Consider the following 25,027-nt stretch of genomic DNA (forward strand, 5'->3'; position numbering starts at 1 on the left):
GGGAAAGAACCCTTAGCTTGGAGAATGGCGCCGTGAACGGGCTGTAGATAAGTCAGTGGTGCCCCCCGCCGGTCAGGCGTTGAGCGGGCGGGTCAGGCGTTCCAGCGCCTCGCCCAATCCGGCTGCCTTGTCACCGACCAGCAGGTGCCAAACGCCGCTGTCGAGCTGGCTGATGCCCTGGCAGCCCAGCGCCGTCAGTTGCGCTTCGGACAAGGCTGAATCATCGCCCAGCACCACCCGCAGGCGGGTCATGGCCAGCGCTTCCAATTGGCGCACATTCGCGCGTCCGCCCAAGGCGTTCAGCCATTGCTCGGCGTGCTGCTCATTCACGGCTTTCGGTTTATCCACAGGTGCCGCTGCCACCGGTGCGGTAGCGACGAATGACGGCATGGCCAAGCGAATTTCATCGGCGATGCTATCGGCCATCGGCCCGACCACCACCTGCAGGCTGCCACCGTTGCCGGGGCGCACCACGGCCATGGCGCCCAGCGCCTTGAGGTCGGCATCCAGCGCTTTGTTGCGATCCACCATGTCCAAGCGCAGGCGGGTGGTGCAGGCGCCGACGCTGAGCAGGTTGTCCGCGCCGCCCAGGGCGCGGATGTAGGCGCTGGCGCGTTGGTCGTCGGTCAGGTTTTGCGTCGGCGCGGCTTGGATATCTTCACGCCCCGGCGTTTTCAGGTTGAAGCGGCGGATGCAATAGCTGAACACGCTGTAGTAGATCAGCGCATACGCCAAGCCGACCGGGACCACCAACCAACCATTGGTGGACTTGCCCCAACCCAGCACCATATCGATAAAGCCACCGGAGAAGGTAAAGCCGAGGTGGATGTTCAACATATTGGTGACGGCCATCGACAGACCCGTCAGTACCGCATGGATCAGGTATAAAAATGGCGCGAGGAACATGAAGGCGAATTCGATCGGCTCGGTCACCCCGGTCAGAAACGATGTCAGGGCCATCGACAGGAAAATCCCGCCCATGACCTTGCGCCGCTCCGGCAAAGCGTTACGGTACATCGCCAGGCACGCGGCGGGCAGGCCGAACAGCATCACCGGGAACATGCCGGTCATGAACTGGCCGCCCTTGGGGTCGCCGGCAAAGTAGCGGGTCAGGTCGCCCGTGACCACCGCGCCGGTGGCCGGGTCGGTAAAACTGCCGAACACGAACCAGGCCATGTTGTTGAGGATGTGGTGCAGACCGGTGACGATCAGCAGGCGGTTGAACACGCCGAATACGAATGCGCCGAGGCTGCCGCTTTCCATCAGCAGTACGCCGAAGCTGTTAATGCCATGCTGGATCGGTGGCCAGATCAGGCCGAACACCACGCCCAGGCCCACGGCAGAGAACCCGGTGACAATCGGCACAAACCGCCGGCCGCCGAAAAACGCCAGGTACTCCGGCAGCTTGATGTCCTTGAAGCGGTTGTACAGCGCCCCGGCCATCAAGCCGCTGGCGATACCGGCGAGCATGCCCATGTTGATCGTGGTGTCCATCACCTTGAGGGTGGAGATCATCACCAAATAGCCGATGGCCCCGGCCAAGCCGGCGGTGCCGTTATTGTCGCGGGCAAAACCCACGGCGATACCGATGGCGAAGATCAGCGCCAGGTTGGCGAAAATCGCCTGACCGGCATCGTGCATCACCGCAATGTTCAGAAGGTCGGTGTCGCCCAGGCGCAGCAGCAGGCCGGCGATCGGCAGGATCGCAATTGGCAGCATCAGTGCACGGCCCAGGCGTTGCAGGCCTTCGATAAAGTGCTGGTACATGGCATGTCTCCCTTTTTCTTGTTGTTGTCAGCTCAGCGGCCAGTGGCGTTGACAGGCTTGGCGAACGGCCGCGGCACTGCTCAGGTCGAGCAGCCCTTGGCTCAGTTGCCGGCAGTGCGCCGCCTCCAGATGGCGGACGCGGTCTTTGATCTCGGCTATTTGAAGCGGGCTGACGGACAGCTCGCTGACCCCCAGCCCCACCAGTACCGGGGTGGCGAGCGGATCGGAGGCCAGGGCGCCGCACACGCCGACCCAACGCCCGTGCTTGGCCGCGCCGGCGCAGGTTTGGGCGATCAGGCGCAACAGCGCCGGGTGCAGGGCATCAACGCGGGCCGCGAGCCCCGCGTGGTCGCGGTCCATGGCCAAGGTGTACTGGGACAGGTCGTTGGTGCCGATGGAGAGAAAATCCGCATGCCGGGCCAGTTGCTCGGCCAATAGCGCGGCGGCAGGCACTTCGATCATCACGCCCAGTTCCGGACGCACGCTCAGTTCCAGCTCCATACACAGTTGGTCGAGACGCTGGCGGATGTGCAGCAGTTCGTCGACTTCGCTGACCATCGGCAGCAGGATGCGGCAACGCTCCAGCGGCGTGACTTGCAACAGCGCGCGCAGTTGTTGATCGAGCAATTGGGGCCGTACCTGGGCCAGGCGAATACCACGCAAGCCCAGCACCGGGTTGGCTTCCGCCGGCAGCGGCAGATAGTCGAGCTGTTTGTCACCGCCCACATCGATGGTGCGGATGATCACCGATTTGTCGCCCATGGCATCCAGCACCGCTTGATAGGCCTGGCGTTGCTCCTGCTCATCCGGCGCGGTGCGACGGTCGACGAACAGGAATTCGGTGCGCAGCAGGCCGACGCCATCGGCACCGTTCTCGAACGCTACCTGTGCCTCGGCGCTGGAGGCGACATTGGCCGCCACTTCAATGCTCACCCCGTCGCGGGTCTGCGCCGGCTGGTGTGCCTGGGTTTGTTGCTGCTGGCGCCGCCGTTTTTGCGCGTCGCGAATCCGATGCACTTCGGCGTGACGTGCCTCGCTGGGCGCCAATTCGAGGCGCCCATTGGCCGCGTCGAGCACCACCCGTTGGCCTTGGGGCACGTCGAGCACTTCAGCGCCGAGGGCGACCACACACGGCAGCCCTTTGCCTCGGGCGAGGATCGCCACATGGGAGGTGGCGCCGCCTTCGGCCATGCATAGGCCCACCGCGTGTTGTGCACTCAATTGCAGCAGGTCCGATGGGGTCAGTTCATGGGCGCTGACGATGGCCCCGGCGGGCAGTTCGAACTGCCAGGCTTCGCCAAGCAATGCACGTAGCACCCGTTGCTGCAGGTCGCGCAGGTCATTGGCGCGTTCGGCGAACAGCGGCTTGCCCAAGCCCAGCAACACCTGGCACTGGGCCTGGATCGCATCGCGCCAGGCGTGGGTGGCCGCGCTGCCGCGTTCGATGGCGGCGTTGGCGGCGTCCAGCAACGCGGGGTCTTCCAGCAAGGCCAAATGGGCGGAGAAGATCTCTTCTTCCTCCACGGCTTTACGGTGGCGGGCCTGTGCCAGGGTGGCGCGGATTTCTCCGCGCACTTGTTCCAGCGCCGCGTCCAGGCGCTGCAGTTGTTCATCGGCTTGATGATTGCCGGGATCGGGCGCCAGCTCCACACCGGCCATGCGCAACAGCGGCCCGCACACCAGCCCGGGCGCCGCGCACACGCCTTGCAGCACGCCGGCCTCGGCAGTGACCCGCACGGGCGCGGCGGCGGCTGGCGCGTGAGGGGCATCGCCGATGGGCTGGGACAGCGCCGCCACCAACGCTTGCAGTGCGGCTTCGCAATCCTTGCCGCGGCATGTCACGCGCACCTCGTCGCCTTCTCCCACGCCCAGCCCCATCACGCCCATCAAGCTGTCGCACGCCGCCGAGTGCCCGGCAAAATGCAGGCGTGACTGGCTGCTGAACCCCTGCGCCGCCTTGCGGATCAGCGCCGCCGGACGCGCATGCAAACCGCCCCGATGCGTGACGCGCACCTGGGCGCTGGCTTCAGCGTCGCTGTTGTCCACAGCCGTGCGCACCGAAGCGGCCGCGCGCGCCGTAATCTGCATCAACGGCTCGCCGACCTTGACCGAATCAATCCCCAGCGGATGCAATTGGAAGTGCTCGCCATTGGTGAGGATGATCAGGCTGATCAGGCTTTTGCAGTGGCGTGCGACGCGGTCCAGGTCGAACTGCAGCAACACCTGGCCCCGGCTGACCCGCGCGCCCTGTTCTACGCGCAGGGCAAAGCCCTGGCCGTTGAGCGCCACCGTGTCGATGCCCACGTGCATCAGTAGTTCGGCGCCGTTGTCGGCTCGGATCGTCAGCGCATGGCCGGTGCGGGCTACTTGGATGATCTCGCCGTCGCACGGCGCGTGCAGGCAATCGTTCAACGGATCGATGGCCAGGCCGTCGCCCATGGCACCGCTGGCGAATACCTCGTCGGGCACATTGCGCAGGGCCAGCACCGGCCCGCTTAAAGGGGCGCTGAGGGTCAGGTCATTGTTGTTATTGGACATGGGCACGGTACTCATCAGGAAAACACGGCAAGCGACTCAGTGGGTGCGGGTGACTTTGCTCAGGTGGCGCGGCTGGTCCGGGTCCATGCCTCGCGCCACCGCCAGGCCGGCCGCCATCACGTAGAAACTCTGGATCGCCAGGATCGGGTCCAGGCTCGGGTGTTCGGCGCGGCTCAGGGTCAGGTCGCGTTCGGCGATATCGTCCGGCGCGGCCAGCAGCACGCGGGCGCCGCGTTGGCGCATGTCGGTGGCCAAGCTCAGCAGACCAGCCTGCTCGGCGCCGCGCGGGGCGAACACCAACAGCGGGTAGTTGTCATCGATCAAGGCCATCGGGCCGTGACGTACTTCGGCGCTGCTGAAGGCTTCGGCCTGGATCGCCGAGGTTTCCTTGAGCTTGAGCGCGGCCTCCTGGGCAATGGCGAAACCGGCGCCACGACCGATCACCATCAGGCGTTGGCTGTCGCGCAGGGCGTTGATGGCGGGGGTCCAATCCTGCTTGGCGGCGGCGCGCAATTCATCGGGCAATGCGCGGCAGGCGCGCAGCAGCTCGGCTTCCTGGTTCCAGTGGCCGATCAACTGCGCCGTGGCGCTGAGGGTGGCGATAAAACTCTTGGTGGCGGCGACACTCAGTTCCGGCCCGGCGCACAGCGGTACGTGGAATTCGCACGCGGCTTCCAGGGGCGAATCTTCGGCATTGACCAACGAGATGCTCAAGGCGCCACGCTTGCGCAGCAGGCGCAGGCTGTTGACCAGATCCGGGCTCTGGCCCGATTGGGAAAACCCGAACGCCACCTGGCCACTGACCTTCAACGGCGCTTGCAGCAACGTGACCACCGACATCGGCAACGACGCCACCGGCACACCCACATGCTGCATGGCCAAGTAGGCGAAGTAACTGGCGGCATGGTCGGAGCTGCCGCGGGCGATGGTCATCGCCACTTGCGGCGGCTGGCGACGCAGGCGACCGGCAATCTCTTCCAGCAACGGATCCAAACGTTGCAACTGCGCGGCAACCGCGTCAGCGGAGGCCAGGGCCTCTTCAAGCATTTTTGAAGTCAATGGTGTCTCCTTCGACCATTACGTCAGTGAGGTGCAGGGAACGGTCCAGGCGCACGCAGTCGGCAAAGCTGCCGGGTTGCAGGCGGCCGCGTTCTTCCAGGCCCAGGTAATCCGCGGGGAATTGCGACAGGCGCTGCGAGGCTTCGTGAAGCGGCAGGCCGATCTTCACCAGGTTGCGCAGCGCCTGATCCATGGTCAGGGTGCTGCCGGCCAGGGTGCCGTCGGCCAGACGCACGCCGCCCAGGCATTTGGTCACGGTGTGGCTGCCCAGCTTGTATTCACCGTCGGGCATGCCGGCGGCGGCGGTGGAGTCGGTGACGCAGTACAGGCACGGGATCGACCGCAACGCCACGCGGATGGCGCCGGGGTGTACGTGCAGCAAATCCGGGATCAATTCGGCGTAGGTGGCATGGGCCAGCGCGGCGCCGACAATGCCGGGTTCGCGGTGATGCAGGGGGCTCATGGCGTTGTACAAATGGGTGAAGCTGGTAGCGCCGGCGGCTAGGGCCGCAACGCCCTCTTCATAGCTGCCCAGGGTGTGACCGATCTGCATGCGCACGCCGCGTTGGCTGAGGGCGCGGATCAGGCCGTCATGGCCGGCGATTTCCGGAGCAATAGTGATCACCCGGATCGGCGCCAGTCGCAGATAGGCTTCCACTTCGACCATCAGCGCGGTGTGGGCGAAGTTGGGTTGGGCGCCGAGTTTTCCCGGATTGATGTAGGGCCCTTCCAGATGCACCCCAAGTACCCGGGCGCAGCCAACGGGGCGTTGCTCGCAGAACGCGCCGAGCTGGCCGAGGACACTGGAGATTTCATCCACCGGTGCGGTCATGGTGGTGGCCAGCAGCGAGGTGGTGCCGAAGCGCACATGGGTGCGGGTGATGGTCTCGAAGGCCGTGGCGCCTTCCATGATGTCCTTGCCGCCACCGCCGTGTACATGCAGGTCGATAAAACCGGGCAGCAGGTAGGGCAGGTCGTTGTCGGCCGGGTCGCACGGCTGGCCGTGGACGGCGACGACCTTGCCGTGCTCGTGCACCAGGCGGCCGCGCACCCAGCCTTGGGGCGTAAGGATATTGTCTTCGGACATGGGCAGTTCTCTGTGTCTCGCAAGGGGTCGCAACGTCAGCGCCGCAGGGCGTTTTAACGTCGAAGTTCGGCGACGAAGTCGTAGTAGTCGTTGCGACAGTAGGTGTCGGTGATTTCGATCGGTGTGTTGTCGGCGGTGTAGCCGACCCGGGTCATCAGCAGCATGGCGGTGCCGGGGGCGATGCCCACCAGGGTGGCGAACTCGTCCGAGGCGTTGATCGCCTGAATATGCTGCAGCGCGCGCATGATGGGTTTGTTGACGCCGTCCAGGTATTCGTACAGCGAGTTGCCGACGGACTGCGGCTGCGGCAGTACGCTGGCGGGCAGGGTGGTCATCTCGATCGCCATCACCGTGTCATCGGCCTTACGCAGGCGCTTGAGCCGCGCGACTTTGTCGGTGGGCGACAGGCCCAGGCGGATCAGTTCTTCATGGGTCGGCGGGGTGATCTCGCGCTCCAGCCACTGTGAGCTGGGCACGAACCCCTTGAGGCGCAACATCTCGCTGAACCCCGACAGGCGCGACAACGGCTGCTCCAGGCGCGGCGTGATAAACGTCCCGGAGCCCTGGCTGCGGCGGATCAGGCCCTGGCTGAGCAACACTTCCAGCGCCTTGCGCGCAGTAACCCGCGAAATGCTCAACTGCTCGCTGAGTGTTCGCTCCGACGGCAGGGCTTGTTCGGACGTCCATCGACCGGCATGAATGGCGGCCTCCAGATTGCGCGCCAATTGCAGGTACAGCGGCGTGGATTGTTTGTCGTCGGGGCGCAGGGTGAGGATGTGGTTCATTTGTGAGGTGTCCGATGCGGTTATTGGTGTTTTGGCACTCGGTATGGGGCGCAAGCTAATACCACTTAGATACCATGTCAATGCTGCCAAAACGGTGCGAATCCATGATTTAGGGCGCGATATTGGTGCTGTTTGGTAAGTGGTATTAGAGAGGTCTTTGTGGCGCGCAGAAATGCACAGGCCCGCGCGGTGAACTGGTATTCACCGTTAGGCCTCGCCAGGGGCGATAGAAGTTTTTGAATTATTTTACGAGCGGTCGACGGTTACGGCCGGATCTCGATCAGGGTGCCGTCTTTGACCAGGTTCCAGACTTCGCGCATGTCGACGTTGCGCATGCCGATGCAGCCGTCGGTCCAGTCCAGGGTATGAAACCACTGCTCCGGGTAGTCCTCGGTGTCGGGGGTGCCGTGGATCATGATCATGCTGCCGGGCTTCACGCCTTCACGGCGCGCGTGTGCGGCATCGCTGATATTGGGGTAGGAAATGTGCATGGCCAGGTTGAAGCGCTCGCTGGTCTTGCGCCAGTCGATCCAGTACAGCCCTTCGGGGGTACGGCGGTCGCCTTCGATCAGTTTGTGGCCTTTGGGGTTTTTGCCCAGGGAAATGCGATAAGTCTTGAAAGGCTTGCCGTCATTGATCAACTGCAATTGATGAGCGGACTTGAGCACCAGCACCTTCTCGACCGTTTTACCGCTCGCGGTTTGCAGGGTGGAGGCTGACGACAACATGGCGAACGACAGGCAGAACAGAGCAAGCAACCAACGCATTGAAACGATTTCCCTTTGAAGGCCGTCTGCCGTTGTTATTGGGCGGGTTTGGCAAGTGGCGGCACCGACTCGCTGCGCACTGGGTAGGCGTGCTGGCGGCGGTCAGCGAAGAAGCATTCTAAGGTACGCCCGACGGTGCGGAAAGCCAGCTCGGACCAAGGGATGTCAGCCTCGGCGAACAGCTTCACTTCCAGGCTTTCGGCGCCGGCGGCGAAGTCCAGGTCGATCAGCTCGGCACGGTAGAAAATATGCACCTGGCTGATATGCGGCACATTGATCAAGGTATAGATGCTCAAGTCCCGTACGCGGGCGCAGGCTTCCTCCAGGGTTTCGCGCATAGCGGCCTGTTCCACGGTTTCGCCGTTCTCCATGAAACCGGCGGGCAGGGTCCAGTAACCCAGGCGCGGCTCGATGGCGCGGCGGCACAACAGCACTTGATCGCCCCACACCGGCACGGTGCCGGCGACGATGTTGGGGTTCTGATAATGAATGGTCGAACAGTGATCGCACACATAGCGCAGGCGCGCGTCGCCGTCGGGAATGCGTTGGGTCACCGGTTTACCGCACTGGCTGCAGAATTTCATGCTGGGGTTCCTGGAAAGTCCATCCATCTTGGCTTGGGGTCAGGCGTTCCTGCAAGTTGTCGTTTCGCGACACGGTCATGGTTTTGGGGTTGGGCGCCTGCACGCTTTGGTGCATGATGCCAGGTAGCCAACAGATCGAGATGACTCATGCTGGACGAGCTACTTCGCCGGGTAAGCAACCACACGCCGCACACGTTGGAGACCGACGGACGTTTCCCCGAGGCCGCCGTGCTGGTGCCGATTACCCGCAGTGACGAACCTGAGCTGATCCTGACCCTGCGCGCCAGCGGCCTGTCGACCCATGGTGGCGAAGTGGCCTTTCCCGGCGGGCGTCGCGACCCGGAAGACCCGGACCTGGTCTTTACCGCCCTGCGTGAAGCCGAAGAAGAAATCGGCTTGGCGCCGGGCCTGGTGGAGGTCATCGGGCCACTCAGTCCGCTGATCTCCTTGCACGGTATCCGCGTCACCCCCTACGTAGGTGTGATTCCGGATTACGTGGAGTACCTGGCCAACGATGCCGAGATTGCCGCGGTCTTCAGCGTCCCGTTGGATTTTTTCCGACAGGACCCGCGGGAGCATACCCACCGAATCGATTACCAGGGCCGCAGTTGGTACGTGCCCAGCTACCGTTTCGGTGAATACAAGATTTGGGGGCTGACGGCGATCATGATCGTCGAGCTGATCAACCTGCTCTATGACGACGCGCAGATCAGCCTGCACCAGCCGCCCAAGAGCTTTATCCATAAATAAGCCATCCATTCAATGGCAACGCCGTGAGGGAACACCATGAAATACCGCCTGGGCGATGCCCGCGTCGAGACCCATCCACACAGCTGGGTGGCGCCCAACGCCACGCTGGTGGGCAAGGTCAAACTGGAGGAGGGCGCCAACGTCTGGTTCAACGCGGTATTGCGCGGCGACAACGAACTGATCCTGATCGGCAAGAACAGCAACGTGCAGGATGGCAGCGTGATGCACACCGACATGGGCTACCCGCTGACCCTCGGCACCGGCGTGACCATCGGCCATAACGCCATGTTGCACGGCTGCACCGTCGGCGATTACAGCCTGATCGGCATCAATGCGGTGGTGCTCAACGGCGCGAAGATTGGCAAGCATTGCATCATCGGCGCCAACTCGCTGATCGGCGAAGGCAAGGAGATTCCCGATGGCTCGCTGGTGATGGGGTCGCCGGGCAAAGTGGTGCGTGAGCTGACCGAGGCGCAGAAGAGGATGCTAGAGGCCAGCGCCGCGCACTATGTACACAATTCGCAGCGTTATGCCCGTGACCTGGCTGAGCAGGAAGAATGAGTGCAGTTGAACGACCTGTTGCATCGCCCTGCGTGAGCATTTGCGCGCTGGATGATGACGACATCTGTACCGGCTGCCAGCGCACCGTGGATGAAATCACGCGTTGGAGTCGCATGGCTAATGCCGAGCGCCGGGTAGTGTTGGGCTTGTGCCATGAGCGGGCCTTGGCGAATGGGTTGGTGTTTATGGCTTCTGGTAAATCTGGCGCCTGAACTATTGCTATCGGGGGCAAGCCCCCTCCCACATTTGAAAGCGTGTGGGAGGGGCTTGCCCCCGATAAGGCCCCCCAGACGACATCTGTCTTAATGTGAAGTACCCTGTGCCCCTTATACACAGGGCCCATCCCGCCATGCTCTTCCTGATCGCCTATATCAGCAGCGTCGTGCTGATCAACTTCGCCTTCTCCACCGCCCCTCACCTGGATGTGATCTGGTCCGCCTGGGGTGGCCTGGTGTTTATCCTTCGCGACATGGTGCAAACCCGCTTCGGCCACGGTGCGATCATCGCCATGCTGGCCGCGCTGGTGCTGTCCTATATCACCTCCGACCCGTCCATCGCCCTGGCCAGTGCCACGGCATTCGCGGTGTCCGAGTGCATCGACTGGCTGGTATTCACCATCACCAAGCGCCCGCTCCACGATCGCCTGTGGATAAGTTCGGCGCTGAGCATCCCCCTCGATACGTTTATCTTCTTCGGCCTGATCGGCGCGTTGACGCCGATGGTGGTGGGCACCGCGCTGGTGTCGAAATTCGCCGGGGTCACTGCGGTGTGGCTGATCATGGCCTGGCGCGTGCGCAAACGGGCGGTCGCCAACTGAGGCCAATTTTTACAGTTCATGTAAAATGCCGGCCTTTCTCCCCATGATCCGCTCCCCTGAGGACCTGAGATGACCCGAATCGGAACTCCATTGTCGCCAACCGCGACCCGCGTTTTGCTGTGTGGCTGCGGTGAACTGGGCAAGGAAGTGGTAATCGAACTGCAACGCCTGGGCGTTGAAGTGATTGCCGTGGATCGTTACGCCAATGCGCCGGCCATGCAGGTGGCCCATCGTAGTCATGTGATCAACATGCTTGACGGCGCCGCCTTGCGTGCGGTGATCGAAGCGGAAAAACCGCACTTCATCGTGCCGGAAATCGAAGCCATCGCCACCGCTACCCTGGTGGAGCTGGAGGCCGAAGGCTTCACCGTGATCCCGACCGCACGCGCCACGTCGCTGACCATGAACCGTGAAGGCATCCGTCGCCTGGCCGCCGAGGAGCTGGACCTGCCGACCTCGCCGTACCACTTCGCCGACACCTTCGAGGACTACAGCAAGGCCGTTCAGGACCTGGGCTTCCCGTGTGTGGTCAAGCCGGTGATGAGTTCGTCGGGCAAGGGCCAGAGCCTGTTGCGCAGCGCCGATGACGTGCAGAAAGCCTGGGACTATGCCCAGGAAGGCGGACGTGCCGGTAAAGGCCGGGTGATCATCGAAGGCTTTATCGATTTCGACTACGAAATCACCTTGCTGACCGTGCGCCATATCGGCGGCACCACGTTCTGCGCGCCGGTTGGTCATCGTCAGGAAAAAGGCGACTACCAGGAATCCTGGCAGCCACAGGCCATGAGCCCGATTGCCCTGGCCGAATCCGAGCGCGTGGCCAAGGCCGTGACCGAGGCTCTGGGCGGACGTGGTTTGTTCGGCGTGGAATTGTTCATCAAGGGCGATCAAGTGTGGTTCAGCGAAGTATCGCCGCGCCCGCATGACACCGGCCTGGTGACCCTGATTTCCCAGGACCTGTCGCAATTCGCCTTGCACGCACGCGCCATTCTCGGCCTGCCGATCCCGTTGATCCGTCAGTTCGGGCCATCGGCGTCGGCGGTGATCCTGGTGGAAGGGCAGTCGACCCAGACCGCTTTCGCCAATCTCGGCGCGGCTTTGAGCGAGCCGGATACGGCATTGCGTCTGTTCGGTAAGCCAGAAGTGAATGGCCAGCGCCGCATGGGTGTGGCGTTGGCGCGGGATGAGTCGATTGAAGCGGCTCGGGCCAAGGCTACCCGTGCTTCCAAAGCGGTTGTTGTAGAACTCTAAAAGCATCGGGGGCAAGCCCCCTCCCACATTTGACTGTATTCACAAATCAAAGTGGGAGGGGGCTTGCCCCCGATAGCGGCCTATCAGCCCACCCTGTTCAAATCGTTATCCCGCGTCTCCTTCAGGCACAGCACGGCAATCAAACTGAGCAGTGCCGCTGCCGACACATATCCACCGACATAACTCAGCCCGCCCATCGCCACCAGCTTGGTCGCGAAAAACGGCGCGGCCGATGCGCCAACGATGCCACCCAGGTTATACGCCGCCGAAGCCCCGGTATAACGCACGCGGGTCGGGAACAGCTCCGGCAGCAAGGCGCCCATCGGTGCGAACGTCACGCCCATCAGAAACAGCTCCAATGCCAGGAACAAGGCCACGGCCCAGGTGGAACCATGGGTCAGCAGTGGTTCCATGGTGAAACCGGACAGAATCGCCAGAATCGCACCGACGATCAGCACGGGTTTGCGGCCATAGCGGTCGCTGGCCAAGGCGGCAATCGGCGTGGCCAGGCCCATGAACAACACGGCGAAGCACAGCAGGCCGAGGAACGTCTCGCGGCTGTAACCCAGGGTGGAAACACCATAGCTCAGAGAAAATGCGGTGGTGATGTAGAACAGCGCATAGCACACAACCATCGACGCGGCGCCCAGCAGCACTGGCAACCAATGCTGGCTGAACAGCTCCACCAGCGGCACTTTCACTGGTGCTTGCTTGGCTACGGCCTTGGCGAACACCGGCGTTTCATGCAGCTTCAGACGCGCATACAAACCGACCATCACCAGCGCGGCGCTGAGGATGAATGGGATGCGCCAGCCCCAACTGCGGAACTGTTCGTCGCTCAGGCTCATGGCCAGGATCAGAAACAGGCCGTTGGCTGCCAGAAAACCAATGGAAGGGCCTAGTTGCGGGAACATACCGAACCAGGCGCGCTTACCCTTGGGCGCGTTCTCGGTGGCCAGCAGCGCCGCGCCACCCCATTCGCCGCCAAGGCCCAGGCCTTGCCCGAAACGCAGCACACACAACAGGATCGGCGCCCAGGCTCCAATGCTGTCATAGCCGGGTAGCAAGCCGATCAGCGTCGTACACACGCCCATCAGCAGCAACGAAGCCACCAGTGTGGACTTGCGGCCGATGCGATCGCCGAAATGGCCGAACAGTGCCGAGCCCAGCGGGCGGGCAATAAAGGCGATACCGAAAGTGAGGAAAGACGCCAACATCTGCGCGGTGCCCGAACTCTGCGGGAAGAACACCGGGCCGATCACCAGTGCCGCAGCGGTGGCGTAGATATAGAAATCATAGAACTCGATGGCAGTGCCGACGATGCTCGCGGTAGCGACCCGTGCGGTGGAGTTGCTCGGGGCGGCTGTTGCGGCCTCGTTATAGGTGGTGCTCATGGCGGTATCCCTGACGGTCGTTGCGCGTTTGGACGCGGATTATTATTGGTCGAACACCCATGGATCAGGGTTGCACGCGGGGCGGCTCGGGATGGGAGCGAACACCGGTCGGACATGGTGAATCGATGCCTGGACGCGCTGAGTGCGGGTAGCACGCGGTCTGGCAGAGCTTGGATAAGCCGCAGGGATTATAGGAAGGGGCGTGGAATTGTAACAAGGCCTGACACGGTGCAAATCAACCTGTGGAGAAGGGGCCCACGTTTAATTTTGGTTGATCAGAAGTTATGCGGCGACAGGCATTCTGCTGGTATGCCAGATCAACACCTTGCTCACGCGGTTATCTTCGGTCTCGAGGATTTCCAGGCGGTAACGCCCGATCTTCAGGCACACCGCGCAATCCGGGATGGTCTCCAGTGCTTCGGTCACCAGGCCGTTGAGGGTTTTGGGGCCGTCGCTGGGTAAGTGCCAGCCCAGGCTTTTGTTCAGCTCACGGATCGAAGCGGCGCCGTCGATGATGTAACGACCATCCGGCTGGGCCTGGATGTGCGGGTTATCCGCGTTTTGCTCGCTTTCGAATTCGCCGACGATTTCTTCGAGGATGTCTTCCAGGGTGACAATCCCCAGCACTTCGCCGTACTCGTCCACCACCATGCCCAGACGACGCTGCTGCTTGTGGAAGTTCAGCAGTTGCAACTGCAGCGGCGTGCTTTCCGGAACGAAGTAGGGGTCGTGGCAGGCGGCGAGCAACGCCTCTTTGGTCAGGCTGGCGTCGGGCAGCAAATGCTGGATCTGCCGCGTATTCAACACCGCCTGCACCTGGTTGATATCGCTGTGGAACACCGGCAAGCGCGTACGCTCGGAGGCGCGCAGTTGTTCGATGATCGCTTCGATCGGTTCGTCCAGGTTGATGCCGTCGACTTCACTGCGCGGCACCAGGATGTCATTGACCGTGATGTTGTCCAGGGCGTGGATGCCGGGCATGCCGTGGGCTTGGCTTTTATCGGTTGCCTGCTCCGGTTCGTCATCGTGATCGGGCAGCGGCTCGTCGCTTTTTTTGACTGCGCCAGTCTTGCGGGCGAAGGGACGCAATAGCATCAGGCTGATGCCATTGAGCAGCCAGGCCAGGGGATAGAGGAGCTTCAGTGGCACGCCCAGCAACGTATTGCCAAAGCCGAGCACCGCTTGCGGATGACGGGTAGCCAGGGCGCGGGGCAGGTAGTCGGCCAGCACCAGGAGGACCGCGCAAGAAATCAGCCAGCCCAGCCAGGGACCGTTTGCCGCCCAGGCGTAAATCGCCAGCAGCGTACACAGGATGACCACCACCCCACGGCACAGCGTATTGCACAGGATCAGGCTGTCACGCGGGAAATTCAGGCGGGCGGCGGCCTTGTCGCCCTGGCGCGTGCCAGGGCGCAGGGCCAGCAGGTGTTGCTGGGCGGCTTCTATGGCGGTAAACAGCCCGGCCCATAACACCAGCAGGGCGATTACCGCGAGCATCGGCCCCAGGGGCAAATTGTCCATGATCGCTGCCCGTCAGATATGCAGGATGTATTCGCGAACCAGCTTGCTGCCGAAATAGGCCAGCATGAGCAAGCAGAAACCGGCCAGGGTCCAGCGGATTGCCTTATGCCCGCGCCAACCGAGACGGTTGCGGCCCCACAACAACACGCTGAACACCACCCACGCCAGGCAGGCCAGCAGGGTTTTGTGCACCAGGTGCTGGGCGAACAGGTTCTCGACGAACAGCCAGCCGGAAATCAGCGACAGCGACAGCAGCGTCCAACCGGCCCACAGGAAGCCGAACAGCAGGCTCTCCATGGTTTGCAGCGGTGGGAAGTTCTTGATCAGGCCCAATGGGTGTTTGTGCTTGAGCTGGTGGTCCTGCAACAGCAGGAGCAGGGACTGGAACACGGCAATGGTGAACATGCCGTAGGCCAGGATCGACAGCAGGATGTGGGCGAGAATGCCGGGTTCTTCGTCGATCACCTGCACGGTGCCGGTGGGTGCGAACTGCGCCAGCAGCACCGTCAACATGCCCAGCGGGAAGAGCAGCACCAGCAGGTTTTCTACGGGAATGCGGGAGCAGGCGAGCAGCGTCAGGGCAATCACCGCGGCGGCGATCAGGCTGGCGGCGCTGAAGAAGTCCAGGCCCAGGCCGACCGGCGTCATCAAATGGGTGAACAGGCTCGCGGCATGTGCCAGCAGGGCGAGGACGCCCAGGCCGACCAGCAGGCGTTTGTCGGCCTTGGCGCATTGGGCCAGGCGGGTGCCCTGGTAGAGAGTCGCAGCGGCATACAAAAGGGCGGCGGCGAGGCTGGGTAGCAAACTGGGTGGCAAAGGGAGCATAAATCCTGTTAGGCAAGCCCGAAAGGCGCTGAGTTTGGCATACACCTGCGTTCCACGAAAGACTCCCGCGCCAGACAGCGGGTGTGCATGGGCGCAGTCTTCGCTATAATCCGCGACCTGCCCCCGCCGCAGGCTCGCCGGCCGCTGTTTCTAATAGCGATTTACCACAGCCTGGGCCGCCATTACCTCGGTCTACCATAGGGCCTGAAAGGATCGCGCATGTTTGAAAACTTGACTGACCGTCTCTCGCAGACGCTGCGCCACGTTACCGGCAAGGCCAAGCTGACCGAGGACAATATTAAAGACACCCTGCGCGAAGTGCGCATGGCACTGCTGGAAGCCGACGTCGCCTTGCCTGTGGTCAAGGACTTCGTCAACTCGGTCAAGGAGCGCGCAGTCGGCACCGAAGTGTCCCGCAGCCTGACTCCGGGCCAGGCGTTTGTGAAAATCGTCCAGGCCGAACTCGAAAGCCTGATGGGCGCTGCCAACGAAGACCTCAACCTCAGCGCCGTGCCACCGGCCGTCGTGCTGATGGCCGGTCTGCAAGGCGCGGGTAAGACCACTACCGCCGGCAAGCTGGCGCGCTTCCTTAAAGAGCGCAAGAAGAAGTCGGTGATGGTGGTGTCGGCCGACGTGTACCGTCCGGCGGCCATCAAACAGTTGGAAATGCTTGCCGGCGAAGTGGGCGTGACCTTCTTCCCGTCCGACCTGAGCCAGAAGCCGGTCGACATCGCCAACGCTGCTATTAAAGAAGCCCGGCTGAAGTTCATCGACGTGGTTATCGTCGATACTGCCGGTCGTCTGCATATCGACGAAGAGATGATGGGCGAGATCAAGGCGCTGCATGCCGCGATCAACCCGGTCGAAACGCTGTTCGTGGTTGACGCCATGACCGGCCAGGATGCGGCGAACACCGCCAAGGCATTCGGCGATGCGCTGCCACTGACGGGCGTGATCCTCACCAAGGTCGACGGCGATGCCCGTGGCGGTGCTGCTTTGTCGGTGCGCTCGATTACCGGCAAGCCGATCAAGTTCATCGGTATGGGCGAGAAGAGCGAAGCGCTCGAACCGTTCCACCCTGAGCGTATCGCCTCGCGCATCCTCGGCATGGGCGACGTGCTCAGCCTGATCGAGCAGGCCGAAGCCACTCTCGACAAGGACAAGGCCGACAAGCTCGCCAAGAAACTGAAGAAGGGCAAGGGCTTCGACCTCGAAGACTTCCGCGACCAGCTGCAACAAATGAAGAACATGGGCGGCCTCGGCGGCCTGATGGACAAGCTGCCGAACATCGGTGGTGTGAACCTGGCGCAGATGGGCAATGCCCAGGGCGCGGCAGAGAAGCAGTTCAAGCAGATGGAAGCCATCATCAACTCCATGACCCCGGCCGAGCGCCGCGACCCTGAGCTGATCAGCGGTTCGCGCAAGCGTCGGATCGCCATGGGTTCCGGCACTCAGGTGCAGGACATCGGCCGCTTGATCAAGCAGCACAAGCAGATGCAGAAGATGATGAAGAAGTTCTCCGCCAAAGGCGGCATGGCCAAGATGATGCGCGGCATGGGCGGTATGTTGCCCGGCGGCGGCATGCCGAAAATGTAAAGAATTCGAGCAAGGGCTCGCTCTTGCTCCGCCCCACAGGGATGTGGGATCTCCAGCAAACCCGCCGTTGGCGGGTGCTGACTCGCTGTTTTAACCGACGGCTCTCCAGCAGATCTGAGTGGTACGCCCATAGGCGCCAGAAAAAGACATTTGCAAAAGTCCGGATATTCCTTAGAATATGCGGCCTTTCGGGCACCTATGCCCGCTGTGCATTTAGATTTGCAGCACCGACTACAGGAACGATGTTCACATGCTAACAATCCGTCTTGCCCTTGGCGGCTCCAAAAAGCGCCCGTTTTACCACTTGACCGTAACTGACAGCCGCAACCCACGTGACGGCTCTCACAAGGAACAAGTTGGCTTCTTCAACCCGATCGCTCGTGGTCAAGAAGTCCGCCTGTCCGTGAACCAAGAGCGCGTAGCCTACTGGCTGAGCGTTGGTGCACAGCCTTCTGAGCGTGTTGCCAAGTTGTTGAAGGACTCGGCTAAGGCCGCAGCCTGAGCAATATGAGCGCGACGCCAGCGGTTGCTGATGATTTGATCGTTATCGGCAAGATTTATTCTGTTCATGGCGTTCGCGGCGAAGTGAAGGTGTATTCCTTTACTGATCCGACTGAAAACCTGTTGCAGTACAAGACCTGGACGCTCAAGCGCGAAGGTAGTGTGAAACAGGTCGAGCTGGTCAGTGGACGCGGGAGCGATAAGTTCCTGGTCGCAAAGCTCAAGGGTCTTGATGATCGTGAAGAAGCGCGTCTTCTGGCCGGTTATGAGATCTGCGTGCCGCGCAACCTGTTCCCTGAATTGACCGACGGCGAGTACTACTGGTACCAGCTGGAAGGTCTGAAGGTTATTGATCAACTGGGGCAAATGCTCGGGAAAATCGATCATCTTCTGGAAACCGGCGCCAATGATGTAATGGTGGTCAAGCCTTGCGCTGGCAGCCTGGATGATCGCGAACGCCTATTGCCCTATACCGAGCAATGCGTGTTGGCCGTCGACCTGGCAGCGGGCGAGATGAAGGTGGAATGGGACGCGGACTTCTAAGCGTGGCTAATTTGCGCATTGAAGTGATCAGTTTGTTTCCCGAGATGTTTTCCGCCATCAGCGAGTACGGCATCACCAGTCGGGCGGTGAAACAGGGGCTGTTGCAGCTTACCTGTTGGAACCCGCGAGACTACACGACGGATCGACATCACACTGTGGACGATCGCCCATTTGGCGGTGGCCCGGGCATGGTGATGAAGATCAAGCCCCTGGAAGACGCGTTGGTTCAGGCCAAGGCAGCAGCCGGGGAGAAGGCGAAGGTAATTTACCTGTCCCCTCAAGGCCGTCAGCTGAAACAGGCGGCGGTACGCGAACTGGCGAATGAGGAAGCATTGATCCTGATTGCCGGTCGCTATGAAGGCATTGACGAGCGGTTTATTGAAGCTCATGTCGATGAAGAGTGGTCGATTGGGGACTATGTTCTGTCTGGCGGCGAGCTGCCGGCGATGGTCCTGATAGATGCGGTTACACGACTGCTGCCTGGAGCTTTAGGGCATGCGGACTCCGCGGAGGAAGATTCCTTCACGGATGGTTTGCTGGATTGCCCGCACTACACCCGACCGGAGGTGTATGCGGATCAGCGTGTTCCCGACGTATTGCTAAGTGGCAATCACGCACACATCCGGCGTTGGCGTTTACAGCAGTCCCTTGGTCGGACCTATGAACGACGCGCCGATCTTCTGGAAAGCCGCTCGCTTTCTGGAGAAGAGAAGAAGCTGCTCGAGGAATACATCCTCGCGCGGGACGATAGTTAACAACGTATCGATGGTAGGTCCATTGACTTACCTTAGGAGCACAGCATGACTAACAAAATCATCCTTGCACTCGAAGCAGAGCAGATGACCAAAGAGATCCCTACCTTTGCCCCGGGCGACACCATTGTCGTTCAGGTGAAAGTGAAGGAAGGCGACCGTTCGCGTCTGCAAGCGTTCGAAGGCGTGGTAATCGCCAAGCGTAACCGTGGTGTGAACAGTGCTTTCACTGTTCGTAAAATCTCCAACGGTGTTGGCGTAGAGCGTACTTTCCAGACCTACAGCCCGCAGATCGACAGCATGGCCGTTAAGCGTCGCGGTGACGTACGTAAAGCCAAGCTGTACTACCTGCGTGACCTGTCCGGTAAAGCAGCTCGCATCAAGGAAAAACTGGCTTAAGTCCAGCTTCCGATGCAGAAAAAAGCAGCCTACGGGCTGCTTTTTTGTGCCTGCGATTTAAGGTCCGCGCTAGGATCTCTTTTCTATCTATTTTCCTGTTCGAGCCCCCATGTCTGCCATTGACCACCCTCTGATCGACCGTTTCCTCGACGCCCTTTGGTTGGAAAAAGGCCTGTCGGATAACACTCGTCAGGCTTACCGCAGTGACCTGGCTCTGTTCAATGGCTGGCTGCAGGAAAAGAACCTCGAACTGATCAACGCCGGGCGTGAATTGATCCTTGATCATTTGGCCTGGCGCTTGGAGCAGAACTACAAGCCGCGCTCCACGGCGCGATTTCTCTCGGGCGTGCGAGGTTTCTATCGCTATCTGCTGCGGGAAAAACTCATCGCTCTCGACCCGACCTTGCAAATCGATATGCCGCAGTTGGGTAGGCCGCTGCCTAAATCCCTGTCGGAAGCCGACGTGGAGGCCTTGCTCAATGCTCCTGATCTGAGCGAAGCCATCGGCCAGCGCGACCGCGCGATGCTGGAGGTGCTTTACGCCTGCGGTCTGCGGGTGACCGAGCTGATCAGTCTGACCTTAGAGCAGGTCAACTTGCGCCAGGGCGTGTTGCGGGTGATGGGCAAGGGCAGCAAGGAGCGCTTGGTGCCGATGGGGGAGGAGGCGATTGTGTGGGTCGAGCGCTACATGCGTGACGCGCGCAGTGAACTGCTCGGCGGGCGGCCCAGTGATGTGCTGTTCCCCAGTCAGCGTGGCGAACAGATGACCCGTCAGACGTTCTGGCACCGTATCAAGCACCAGGCCAAGGTCGCCGGGATCGGCAAGGCGTTGTCGCCCCACACGTTGCGCCATGCTTTCGCCACGCATTTGCTCAATCATGGTGCGGATTTGCGCGTGGTGCAGATGCTGCTCGGCCACAGCGATTTATCCACAACCCAGATCTACACCCATGTGGCGCGTGCGCGCTTGCAGGATATGCACGCCAAGCACCATCCGCGCGGCTGAAAACCGCCAATTTATTCCGCCACGGGCTGCCCTGCGGCCCAACTGTGGTAGGCTTTGCCGGTTAGCAAAGGGGACGGTCCCGGCCCGTGTTTCCAGATCGGTGTTCCTTCCCGTCCCTGCATCTGCCTTCAGGAGTTCCCATGCGCTTGACCCAGATTATTGCCGCCGCAGCCATTGCGTTGGTTTCCTCGTTTGCCTTCGCTGATGATGCTGCCGAGCAGACCATTCGCAAGAGCCTGGCCAATCTGCAGCTCGACACACCGATCGAAAGCATCAGCGCCAGCCCCATGGCCGGTCTGTACGAGGTCAAGCTCAAGGGCAGCCGCGTGCTGTACGCCAGCGCCGATGGTCAGTACATCGTCCAGGGCTACCTGTTCCAGCTCAAGGACGGCAAGCCCGTCAACCTGACCGAGAAAGCCGAGCGCCTGGGCGTGTCCAAGCTGATCAATGGCATTCCCGTGGCTGAAACCGTGGTCTACCCGGCCATCGGCGAAACCAAGACCCACATCACCGTGTTTACTGACACCACCTGCCCGTACTGCCACAAATTGCACGCCGAAGTGCCTGAGCTGAACAAGCTGGGTGTGGAAGTGCGCTACGTCGCGTTCCCGCGTCAGGGGCTGGGCTCGCCGGGCGATGAACAATTGCAGGCCGTGTGGTGTTCAGCCGACAAGAAGGCGGCGATGGACAAGATGGTCGACGGTAAGGAAATCAAGGCCGCCAAATGCGCCAACCCGGTATCCAAGCAGTTCGCTCTCGGCCAGTCCATTGGCGTGAACGGTACACCGGCCATCGTATTGGCGGACGGTCAAGTGATTCCGGGCTACCAGCCGGCACCACAAGTTGCCAAACTGGCGCTGAGTGCCAAATAAACCAGCATCGTCGAATCTTTGACGATCGTGGTCCGCCGATGAGTCGACGGACCATTAATTGAAAGCCGCAGTTGTGCGGCTGTTTTCCACGGCCGACCTAGCGTCGGCCGTTTCATGGGGAGTTCTTCAGTGAAACCGGTCAAAGTAGGCATCTGTGGGTTAGGGACCGTCGGTGGCGGCACCTTCAACGTCCTTCAGCGTAACGCTGAAGAAATTTCGCGCCGTGCAGGGCGTGGAATTGAAGTGGCGCAAATTGCCACGCGTTCGCCAAAGCCTCAGTTCCAAACGACCGGTATTGCGATTACCAACGATGTCTTCGCCGTGGCCACCAACCCTGAAATCGATATCGTCATCGAGCTGGTCGGGGGCTACACCGTGGCCCGCGAGCTGGTGCTCAAAGCCATTGAGAACGGCAAGCATGTGGTCACCGCCAACAAGGCGCTGATCGCCGTGCATGGCAACGAAATTTTCGCCAAGGCCCGCGAGAAGGGCGTGATCGTGGCGTTCGAAGCCGCAGTGGCCGGCGGTATCCCGGTGATCAAGGCGATCCGTGAAGGCTTGTCTGCCAACCGTATCAACTGGGTGGCCGGCATCATCAACGGCACCGGTAACTTTATCCTCACCGAAATGCGCGAGAAGGGCCGCACCTTCGAAGACGTGCTGGCCGAAGCCCAGGCTCTGGGCTACGCCGAAGCCGATCCGACCTTCGACGTGGAAGGCATCGACGCGGCGCACAAGCTGACCATCCTGGCGTCCATCGCCTTTGGTATCCCGCTGCAATTCGACAAGGCCTACACCGAAGGCATCACCAAGCTGACCACCGCCGACGTGAATTACGCCGAAGCCTTGGGCTATCGCATCAAGCACCTGGGCGTGGCTCGCAGCACGCCGGCGGGTATCGAGTTGCGTGTGCACCCGACGCTGATCCCGGCCGACCGCCTGATCGCCAACGTCAATGGCGTGATGAACGCGGTGATGGTCAACGGTGACGCCGCAGGTTCGACCCTGTTCTATGGCGCCGGCGCCGGCATGGAGCCTACGGCTTCGTCAGTGATCGCCGACCTGGTGGACGTGGTTCGCGCCATGACCAGCGATCCGGAAAACCGTGTGCCGCACCTGGCCTTCCAGCCGGACTCGCTGTCGGCCCACCCGATTCTGCCGATCGAGGCTTGCGAAAGCGCCTACTACCTGCGCATCCAGGCCCAGGATCACCCGGGCGTGTTGGCTCAGGTGGCCAGCATCCTGTCGGAGCGGGGCATCAACATCGAGTCGATCATGCAGAAGGAAGTCGAGGAGCAAAACGGCCAAGTGCCAATGATCCTGCTGACCCACCGTGTGCTCGAACAACACATTAACGATGCCATCCAGGCACTGGAAGCGCTCCAGGGTGTAGTTGGGCCGGTTGTACGGATTCGCGTCGAACATTTGAATTAATCCAGCTGCAAGCTATTAGCTGCAAGCTGCAAGTAAAAGCCGATCAGCTTTAACTTGCCGCTTGTAGCTTGAAGCTTGAAGCTCAAACCAAAGGTTTGCTTTTATGCGCTACATCAGCACCCGCGGCCAGGCACCGGCCCTGAATTTCGAAGACGTTCTGCTGGCAGGTCTTGCCACCGACGGCGGTCTGTACGTGCCGGAAAACCTGCCACGTTTTACCCAGGAAGAAATAGCCTCCTGGGCTGGCCTGCCGTACCACGAGCTGGCGTTTCGGGTGATGCGCCCGTTCGTCACCGGCAGCATTCCGGATGCGGACTTCAAAAAGATTCTAGAAGAAACCTACGGCGTGTTTTCCCACAGCGCCATCGCACCGTTGCGTCAGTTGAACAGCAACGAGTGGGTCTTGGAGCTGTTCCACGGCCCGACCCTGGCGTTCAAGGACTTTGCGCTGCAACTGCTGGGTCGCCTGCTGGATTACGTGCTGGCCAAGCGTGGCGAGCGCGTGGTGATCATCGGTGCCACCTCCGGTGATACCGGTTCGGCGGCGATTGAAGGCTGCAAGCACTGCGAAAACGTCGACATTTTCATCCTGCATCCGCACAAGCGGGTGTCGGAAGTGCAGCGCCGTCAGATGACGACTATCTTCGGCGACAATATCCACAACATCGCCATCGAAGGTAACTTCGATGACTGCCAGGAAATGGTCAAGAACAGCTTCGCCGACCAGAGCTTCCTCAAGGGCACGCGTCTGGTGGCGGTGAACTCGATCAACTGGGCGCGGATCATGGCTCAGATCGTCTACTACTTCCACGCAGCCCTGCAGTTGGGCGGCCCAGCGCGTTCGGTGTCGTTCTCGGTGCCGACCGGCAACTTCGGCGACATCTTCGCCGGTTACCTGGCGCGCAACATGGGCCTGCCGATCAACCAGTTGATCGTCGCCACCAACCGCAACGACATCCTGCACCGCTTTATGAGCGGCAACCAGTACGTCAAGGAAACCCTGCACGCGACCTTGTCGCCGTCCATGGACATCATGGTGTCGTCGAACTTCGAGCGTCTGCTGTTCGACATGCACGGTCGCAACGGTGCGGCTATTGCCGGTTTGATGGACAACTTCAAGCAAGGCGGCGGTTTCAGCGTCGAGCAAGAGCGCTGGACCGAAACCCGCAAGTTGTTCGATTCCCTGGCCGTGGACGATGCACAGACCTGCGAAACCATCGCTGAAGTCTATGCCCAGACCGGCGAGCTGCTCGACCCGCACACTGCCATCGGCGTGAAGGCCGCACGGGAGTGCCGTCGCAGCCTGGACATCCCGATGGTGATCCTGGGCACCGCCCACCCGGTCAAGTTCCCGGAAGCGGTGGAAAAGGCAGGCGTTGGCAAGGCACTGGAATTGCCGACGCACCTGGCGGACCTCTTCGAGCGTGAAGAACGCTGCACCGTGCTGGCCAATGACCTGAAGACCGTGCAGGCGTTTGTCAGCCAACACGGTAACCGAGGCAAGCCGCTGTAAGGCAGATTTGCCCGCGTAGAAACGCCGCTTTCCCATTCTTGGGGCAGCGGCGTTTTTTTTTCGTTCGCCTCCGATGAACCCGCCAACACCCGCCATCGCGTGATCAGCGATGAGCCGCCGTTTTTTGTCTGTCATGTTCCAAGCGCAAGCTGAACTGAACACCCCGGATGTCCATAGCGACGAAAAAAGCGAACTTTCCTACATGGCAATCGGTCATTTAGAAAAGACGCAGCGCTCGTTGAAACGATTGTTCCCGAACTATTGAATGGTGATCGAGATGGAAAGTATCAGCCTATTGCTCGAAGAAGCACTGAGCCCTTACCGGGTTACGCTGACCACCGTTGGCGTGCAAGGCGAATGCCTGGTAACCGTGAAGAATCCTGCCGGCGCTATCGTGGTGGAACGTGAAGTCGACCGCGCTCAGTTGATGGATAAGCGGGTGCTGGTGGATGTGGTCGATTGCCTGCTGCGTGACCTGAAAATCGCTGAAGGCCGCTTGGAACCTTCCGTGATCGCTGCTCTTCGCAATGCCGCCCAAACCCGGGGCGCTGCCTGCGCATGAAGAATTATTCACTCATGGAAACTTCCTACTGCATGCCCGGTCAGATTTCGTAACAGCAAGAGCGAACATTGTGCTCCGGTGTTTGTGGCTTGCTGTACTGGTCTTTAGATAGGCCACGTTTAACCCCGAAGTGTCTCCCCACT

The 25,027-nt window shown here is 61.2% G+C and carries 26 protein-coding genes; 16 read left to right on the forward strand and 10 right to left on the reverse strand.

The features are described 5' to 3' along the window. Positions 1 to 72: 72 nt before the first annotated feature. From nagE to K1567_RS21660, 7 genes are all read right to left on the reverse strand, one after another. Complete coding sequence (gene nagE, locus K1567_RS21630; RefSeq protein WP_220698843.1) at positions 73 to 1,767, reverse strand: N-acetylglucosamine-specific PTS transporter subunit IIBC; 1,695 nt, start codon at positions 1,765 to 1,767, stop codon at positions 73 to 75. 27 nt (positions 1,768 to 1,794) lie between these two features. After that, entirely contained in the window at positions 1,795 to 4,305 is a 2,511-nt protein-coding gene (ptsP, locus tag K1567_RS21635; protein WP_220698844.1) for a phosphoenolpyruvate--protein phosphotransferase, read from the reverse strand. Positions 4,306 to 4,341: 36 nt separating this feature from the next. Continuing rightward, the gene (locus K1567_RS21640) at positions 4,342 to 5,364 is read right to left on the reverse strand and encodes an SIS domain-containing protein (protein ID WP_152331837.1); all 1,023 of its coding nucleotides are present in this window, start codon (positions 5,362 to 5,364) and stop codon (positions 4,342 to 4,344) included. Next, positions 5,345 to 6,451, reverse strand: coding sequence for an N-acetylglucosamine-6-phosphate deacetylase (nagA, locus tag K1567_RS21645; protein ID WP_220698845.1), 1,107 nt, complete (start codon positions 6,449 to 6,451; stop codon positions 5,345 to 5,347). The genes K1567_RS21640 and nagA overlap by 20 nt, the downstream gene beginning before the upstream one ends. Positions 6,452 to 6,504: 53 nt before the next feature. Continuing rightward, positions 6,505 to 7,236 (reverse strand): GntR family transcriptional regulator, encoded by a 732-nt coding sequence (locus K1567_RS21650; protein ID WP_040269357.1) that lies wholly within the window; start codon positions 7,234 to 7,236, stop codon positions 6,505 to 6,507. 263 nt (positions 7,237 to 7,499) lie between these two features. Then, entirely contained in the window at positions 7,500 to 8,003 is a 504-nt protein-coding gene (locus K1567_RS21655) for a murein L,D-transpeptidase family protein (RefSeq protein WP_213547939.1), read from the reverse strand. A gap of 35 nt (positions 8,004 to 8,038) precedes the next feature. Further along, positions 8,039 to 8,587 (reverse strand): NUDIX hydrolase, encoded by a 549-nt coding sequence (locus K1567_RS21660; protein WP_034115015.1) that lies wholly within the window; start codon positions 8,585 to 8,587, stop codon positions 8,039 to 8,041. 147 nt (positions 8,588 to 8,734) lie between these two features. Here K1567_RS21660 and K1567_RS21665 point away from each other — a divergent pair, with 147 nt between their 5' ends. From K1567_RS21665 to purT, 5 genes are all read left to right on the forward strand, one after another. Continuing rightward, positions 8,735 to 9,337 carry a CoA pyrophosphatase gene (locus tag K1567_RS21665; protein WP_034100348.1) on the forward strand — a complete coding sequence of 201 codons (603 nt, stop codon included), beginning with the start codon at positions 8,735 to 8,737 and terminating at the stop codon, positions 9,335 to 9,337. A gap of 36 nt (positions 9,338 to 9,373) precedes the next feature. Continuing rightward, positions 9,374 to 9,898: a gamma carbonic anhydrase family protein gene (locus K1567_RS21670; RefSeq protein ID WP_034139191.1), complete on the forward strand. Its 525-nt coding sequence runs from the start codon at positions 9,374 to 9,376 to the stop codon at positions 9,896 to 9,898. Continuing rightward, complete coding sequence (locus K1567_RS21675; protein ID WP_034100345.1) at positions 9,895 to 10,110, forward strand: DUF1289 domain-containing protein; 216 nt, start codon at positions 9,895 to 9,897, stop codon at positions 10,108 to 10,110. Before K1567_RS21670 ends, K1567_RS21675 begins: the two co-directional genes overlap by 4 nt. Positions 10,111 to 10,247: 137 nt before the next feature. After that, on the forward strand, positions 10,248 to 10,715 hold the full coding sequence (locus tag K1567_RS21680) for a VUT family protein (protein WP_034100344.1): 468 nt from the start codon (positions 10,248 to 10,250) through the stop codon (positions 10,713 to 10,715). 69 nt (positions 10,716 to 10,784) lie between these two features. Continuing rightward, on the forward strand, positions 10,785 to 11,966 hold the full coding sequence (gene purT, locus K1567_RS21685) for a formate-dependent phosphoribosylglycinamide formyltransferase (protein ID WP_017139720.1): 1,182 nt from the start codon (positions 10,785 to 10,787) through the stop codon (positions 11,964 to 11,966). Between the two features lie 83 nt (positions 11,967 to 12,049). Here purT and K1567_RS21690 read toward each other — a convergent pair whose 3' ends face one another. The 3 genes from K1567_RS21690 to K1567_RS21700 form a co-directional block, all read right to left on the reverse strand. Further along, positions 12,050 to 13,360 (reverse strand): MFS transporter, encoded by a 1,311-nt coding sequence (locus K1567_RS21690; RefSeq protein WP_034100341.1) that lies wholly within the window; start codon positions 13,358 to 13,360, stop codon positions 12,050 to 12,052. 282 nt (positions 13,361 to 13,642) lie between these two features. Further along, a complete protein-coding gene (locus K1567_RS21695; protein WP_169868183.1) occupies positions 13,643 to 14,881 on the reverse strand; it encodes a transporter associated domain-containing protein in 1,239 nt (412 codons plus the stop codon). 12 nt (positions 14,882 to 14,893) lie between these two features. Next, entirely contained in the window at positions 14,894 to 15,706 is an 813-nt protein-coding gene (locus K1567_RS21700; RefSeq protein ID WP_034100338.1) for an inner membrane protein YpjD, read from the reverse strand. A 219-nt stretch (positions 15,707 to 15,925) separates the two neighbouring features. Here K1567_RS21700 and ffh point away from each other — a divergent pair, with 219 nt between their 5' ends. The 11 genes from ffh (at position 15,926) to K1567_RS21755 (ending at position 24,884) form a co-directional block, all read left to right on the forward strand. Continuing rightward, complete coding sequence (ffh, locus tag K1567_RS21705) at positions 15,926 to 17,302, forward strand: signal recognition particle protein (RefSeq protein WP_034100336.1); 1,377 nt, start codon at positions 15,926 to 15,928, stop codon at positions 17,300 to 17,302. A gap of 250 nt (positions 17,303 to 17,552) precedes the next feature. Continuing rightward, a complete protein-coding gene (rpsP, locus tag K1567_RS21710; RefSeq protein WP_003238923.1) occupies positions 17,553 to 17,804 on the forward strand; it encodes a 30S ribosomal protein S16 in 252 nt (83 codons plus the stop codon). A gap of 5 nt (positions 17,805 to 17,809) precedes the next feature. Continuing rightward, positions 17,810 to 18,346 carry a ribosome maturation factor RimM gene (gene rimM / locus K1567_RS21715; RefSeq protein WP_034100333.1) on the forward strand — a complete coding sequence of 179 codons (537 nt, stop codon included), beginning with the start codon at positions 17,810 to 17,812 and terminating at the stop codon, positions 18,344 to 18,346. Next, positions 18,328 to 19,101, forward strand: a complete 774-nt coding sequence (gene trmD / locus K1567_RS21720) for a tRNA (guanosine(37)-N1)-methyltransferase TrmD (RefSeq protein WP_024077235.1) — start codon at positions 18,328 to 18,330, stop codon at positions 19,099 to 19,101. Before rimM ends, trmD begins: the two co-directional genes overlap by 19 nt. 45 nt (positions 19,102 to 19,146) lie before the next feature. Beyond that, positions 19,147 to 19,497 (forward strand): 50S ribosomal protein L19, encoded by a 351-nt coding sequence (gene rplS, locus K1567_RS21725; protein WP_003175895.1) that lies wholly within the window; start codon positions 19,147 to 19,149, stop codon positions 19,495 to 19,497. A 109-nt stretch (positions 19,498 to 19,606) separates the two neighbouring features. Further along, on the forward strand, positions 19,607 to 20,503 hold the full coding sequence (xerD, locus tag K1567_RS21730) for a site-specific tyrosine recombinase XerD (protein WP_034100332.1): 897 nt from the start codon (positions 19,607 to 19,609) through the stop codon (positions 20,501 to 20,503). A gap of 140 nt (positions 20,504 to 20,643) precedes the next feature. After that, on the forward strand, positions 20,644 to 21,375 hold the full coding sequence (gene dsbC / locus K1567_RS21735) for a bifunctional protein-disulfide isomerase/oxidoreductase DsbC (protein WP_034100330.1): 732 nt from the start codon (positions 20,644 to 20,646) through the stop codon (positions 21,373 to 21,375). A gap of 129 nt (positions 21,376 to 21,504) precedes the next feature. Next, positions 21,505 to 22,809, forward strand: coding sequence for a homoserine dehydrogenase (locus K1567_RS21740; protein ID WP_034100328.1), 1,305 nt, complete (start codon positions 21,505 to 21,507; stop codon positions 22,807 to 22,809). A gap of 103 nt (positions 22,810 to 22,912) precedes the next feature. Then, entirely contained in the window at positions 22,913 to 24,322 is a 1,410-nt protein-coding gene (gene thrC, locus K1567_RS21745) for a threonine synthase (RefSeq protein WP_034100326.1), read from the forward strand. 109 nt (positions 24,323 to 24,431) lie between these two features. Continuing rightward, positions 24,432 to 24,587 carry a hypothetical protein gene (locus K1567_RS21750; protein WP_220698846.1) on the forward strand — a complete coding sequence of 52 codons (156 nt, stop codon included), beginning with the start codon at positions 24,432 to 24,434 and terminating at the stop codon, positions 24,585 to 24,587. After that, positions 24,588 to 24,884, forward strand: a complete 297-nt coding sequence (locus K1567_RS21755) for a DUF3509 domain-containing protein (protein WP_034100324.1) — start codon at positions 24,588 to 24,590, stop codon at positions 24,882 to 24,884. Positions 24,885 to 25,027: the final 143 nt, after the last annotated feature.

Source organism: Pseudomonas sp. S5F11 (assembly GCF_019641515.1).
GTDB lineage: Bacteria > Pseudomonadota > Gammaproteobacteria > Pseudomonadales > Pseudomonadaceae > Aquipseudomonas > Aquipseudomonas rhodesiae.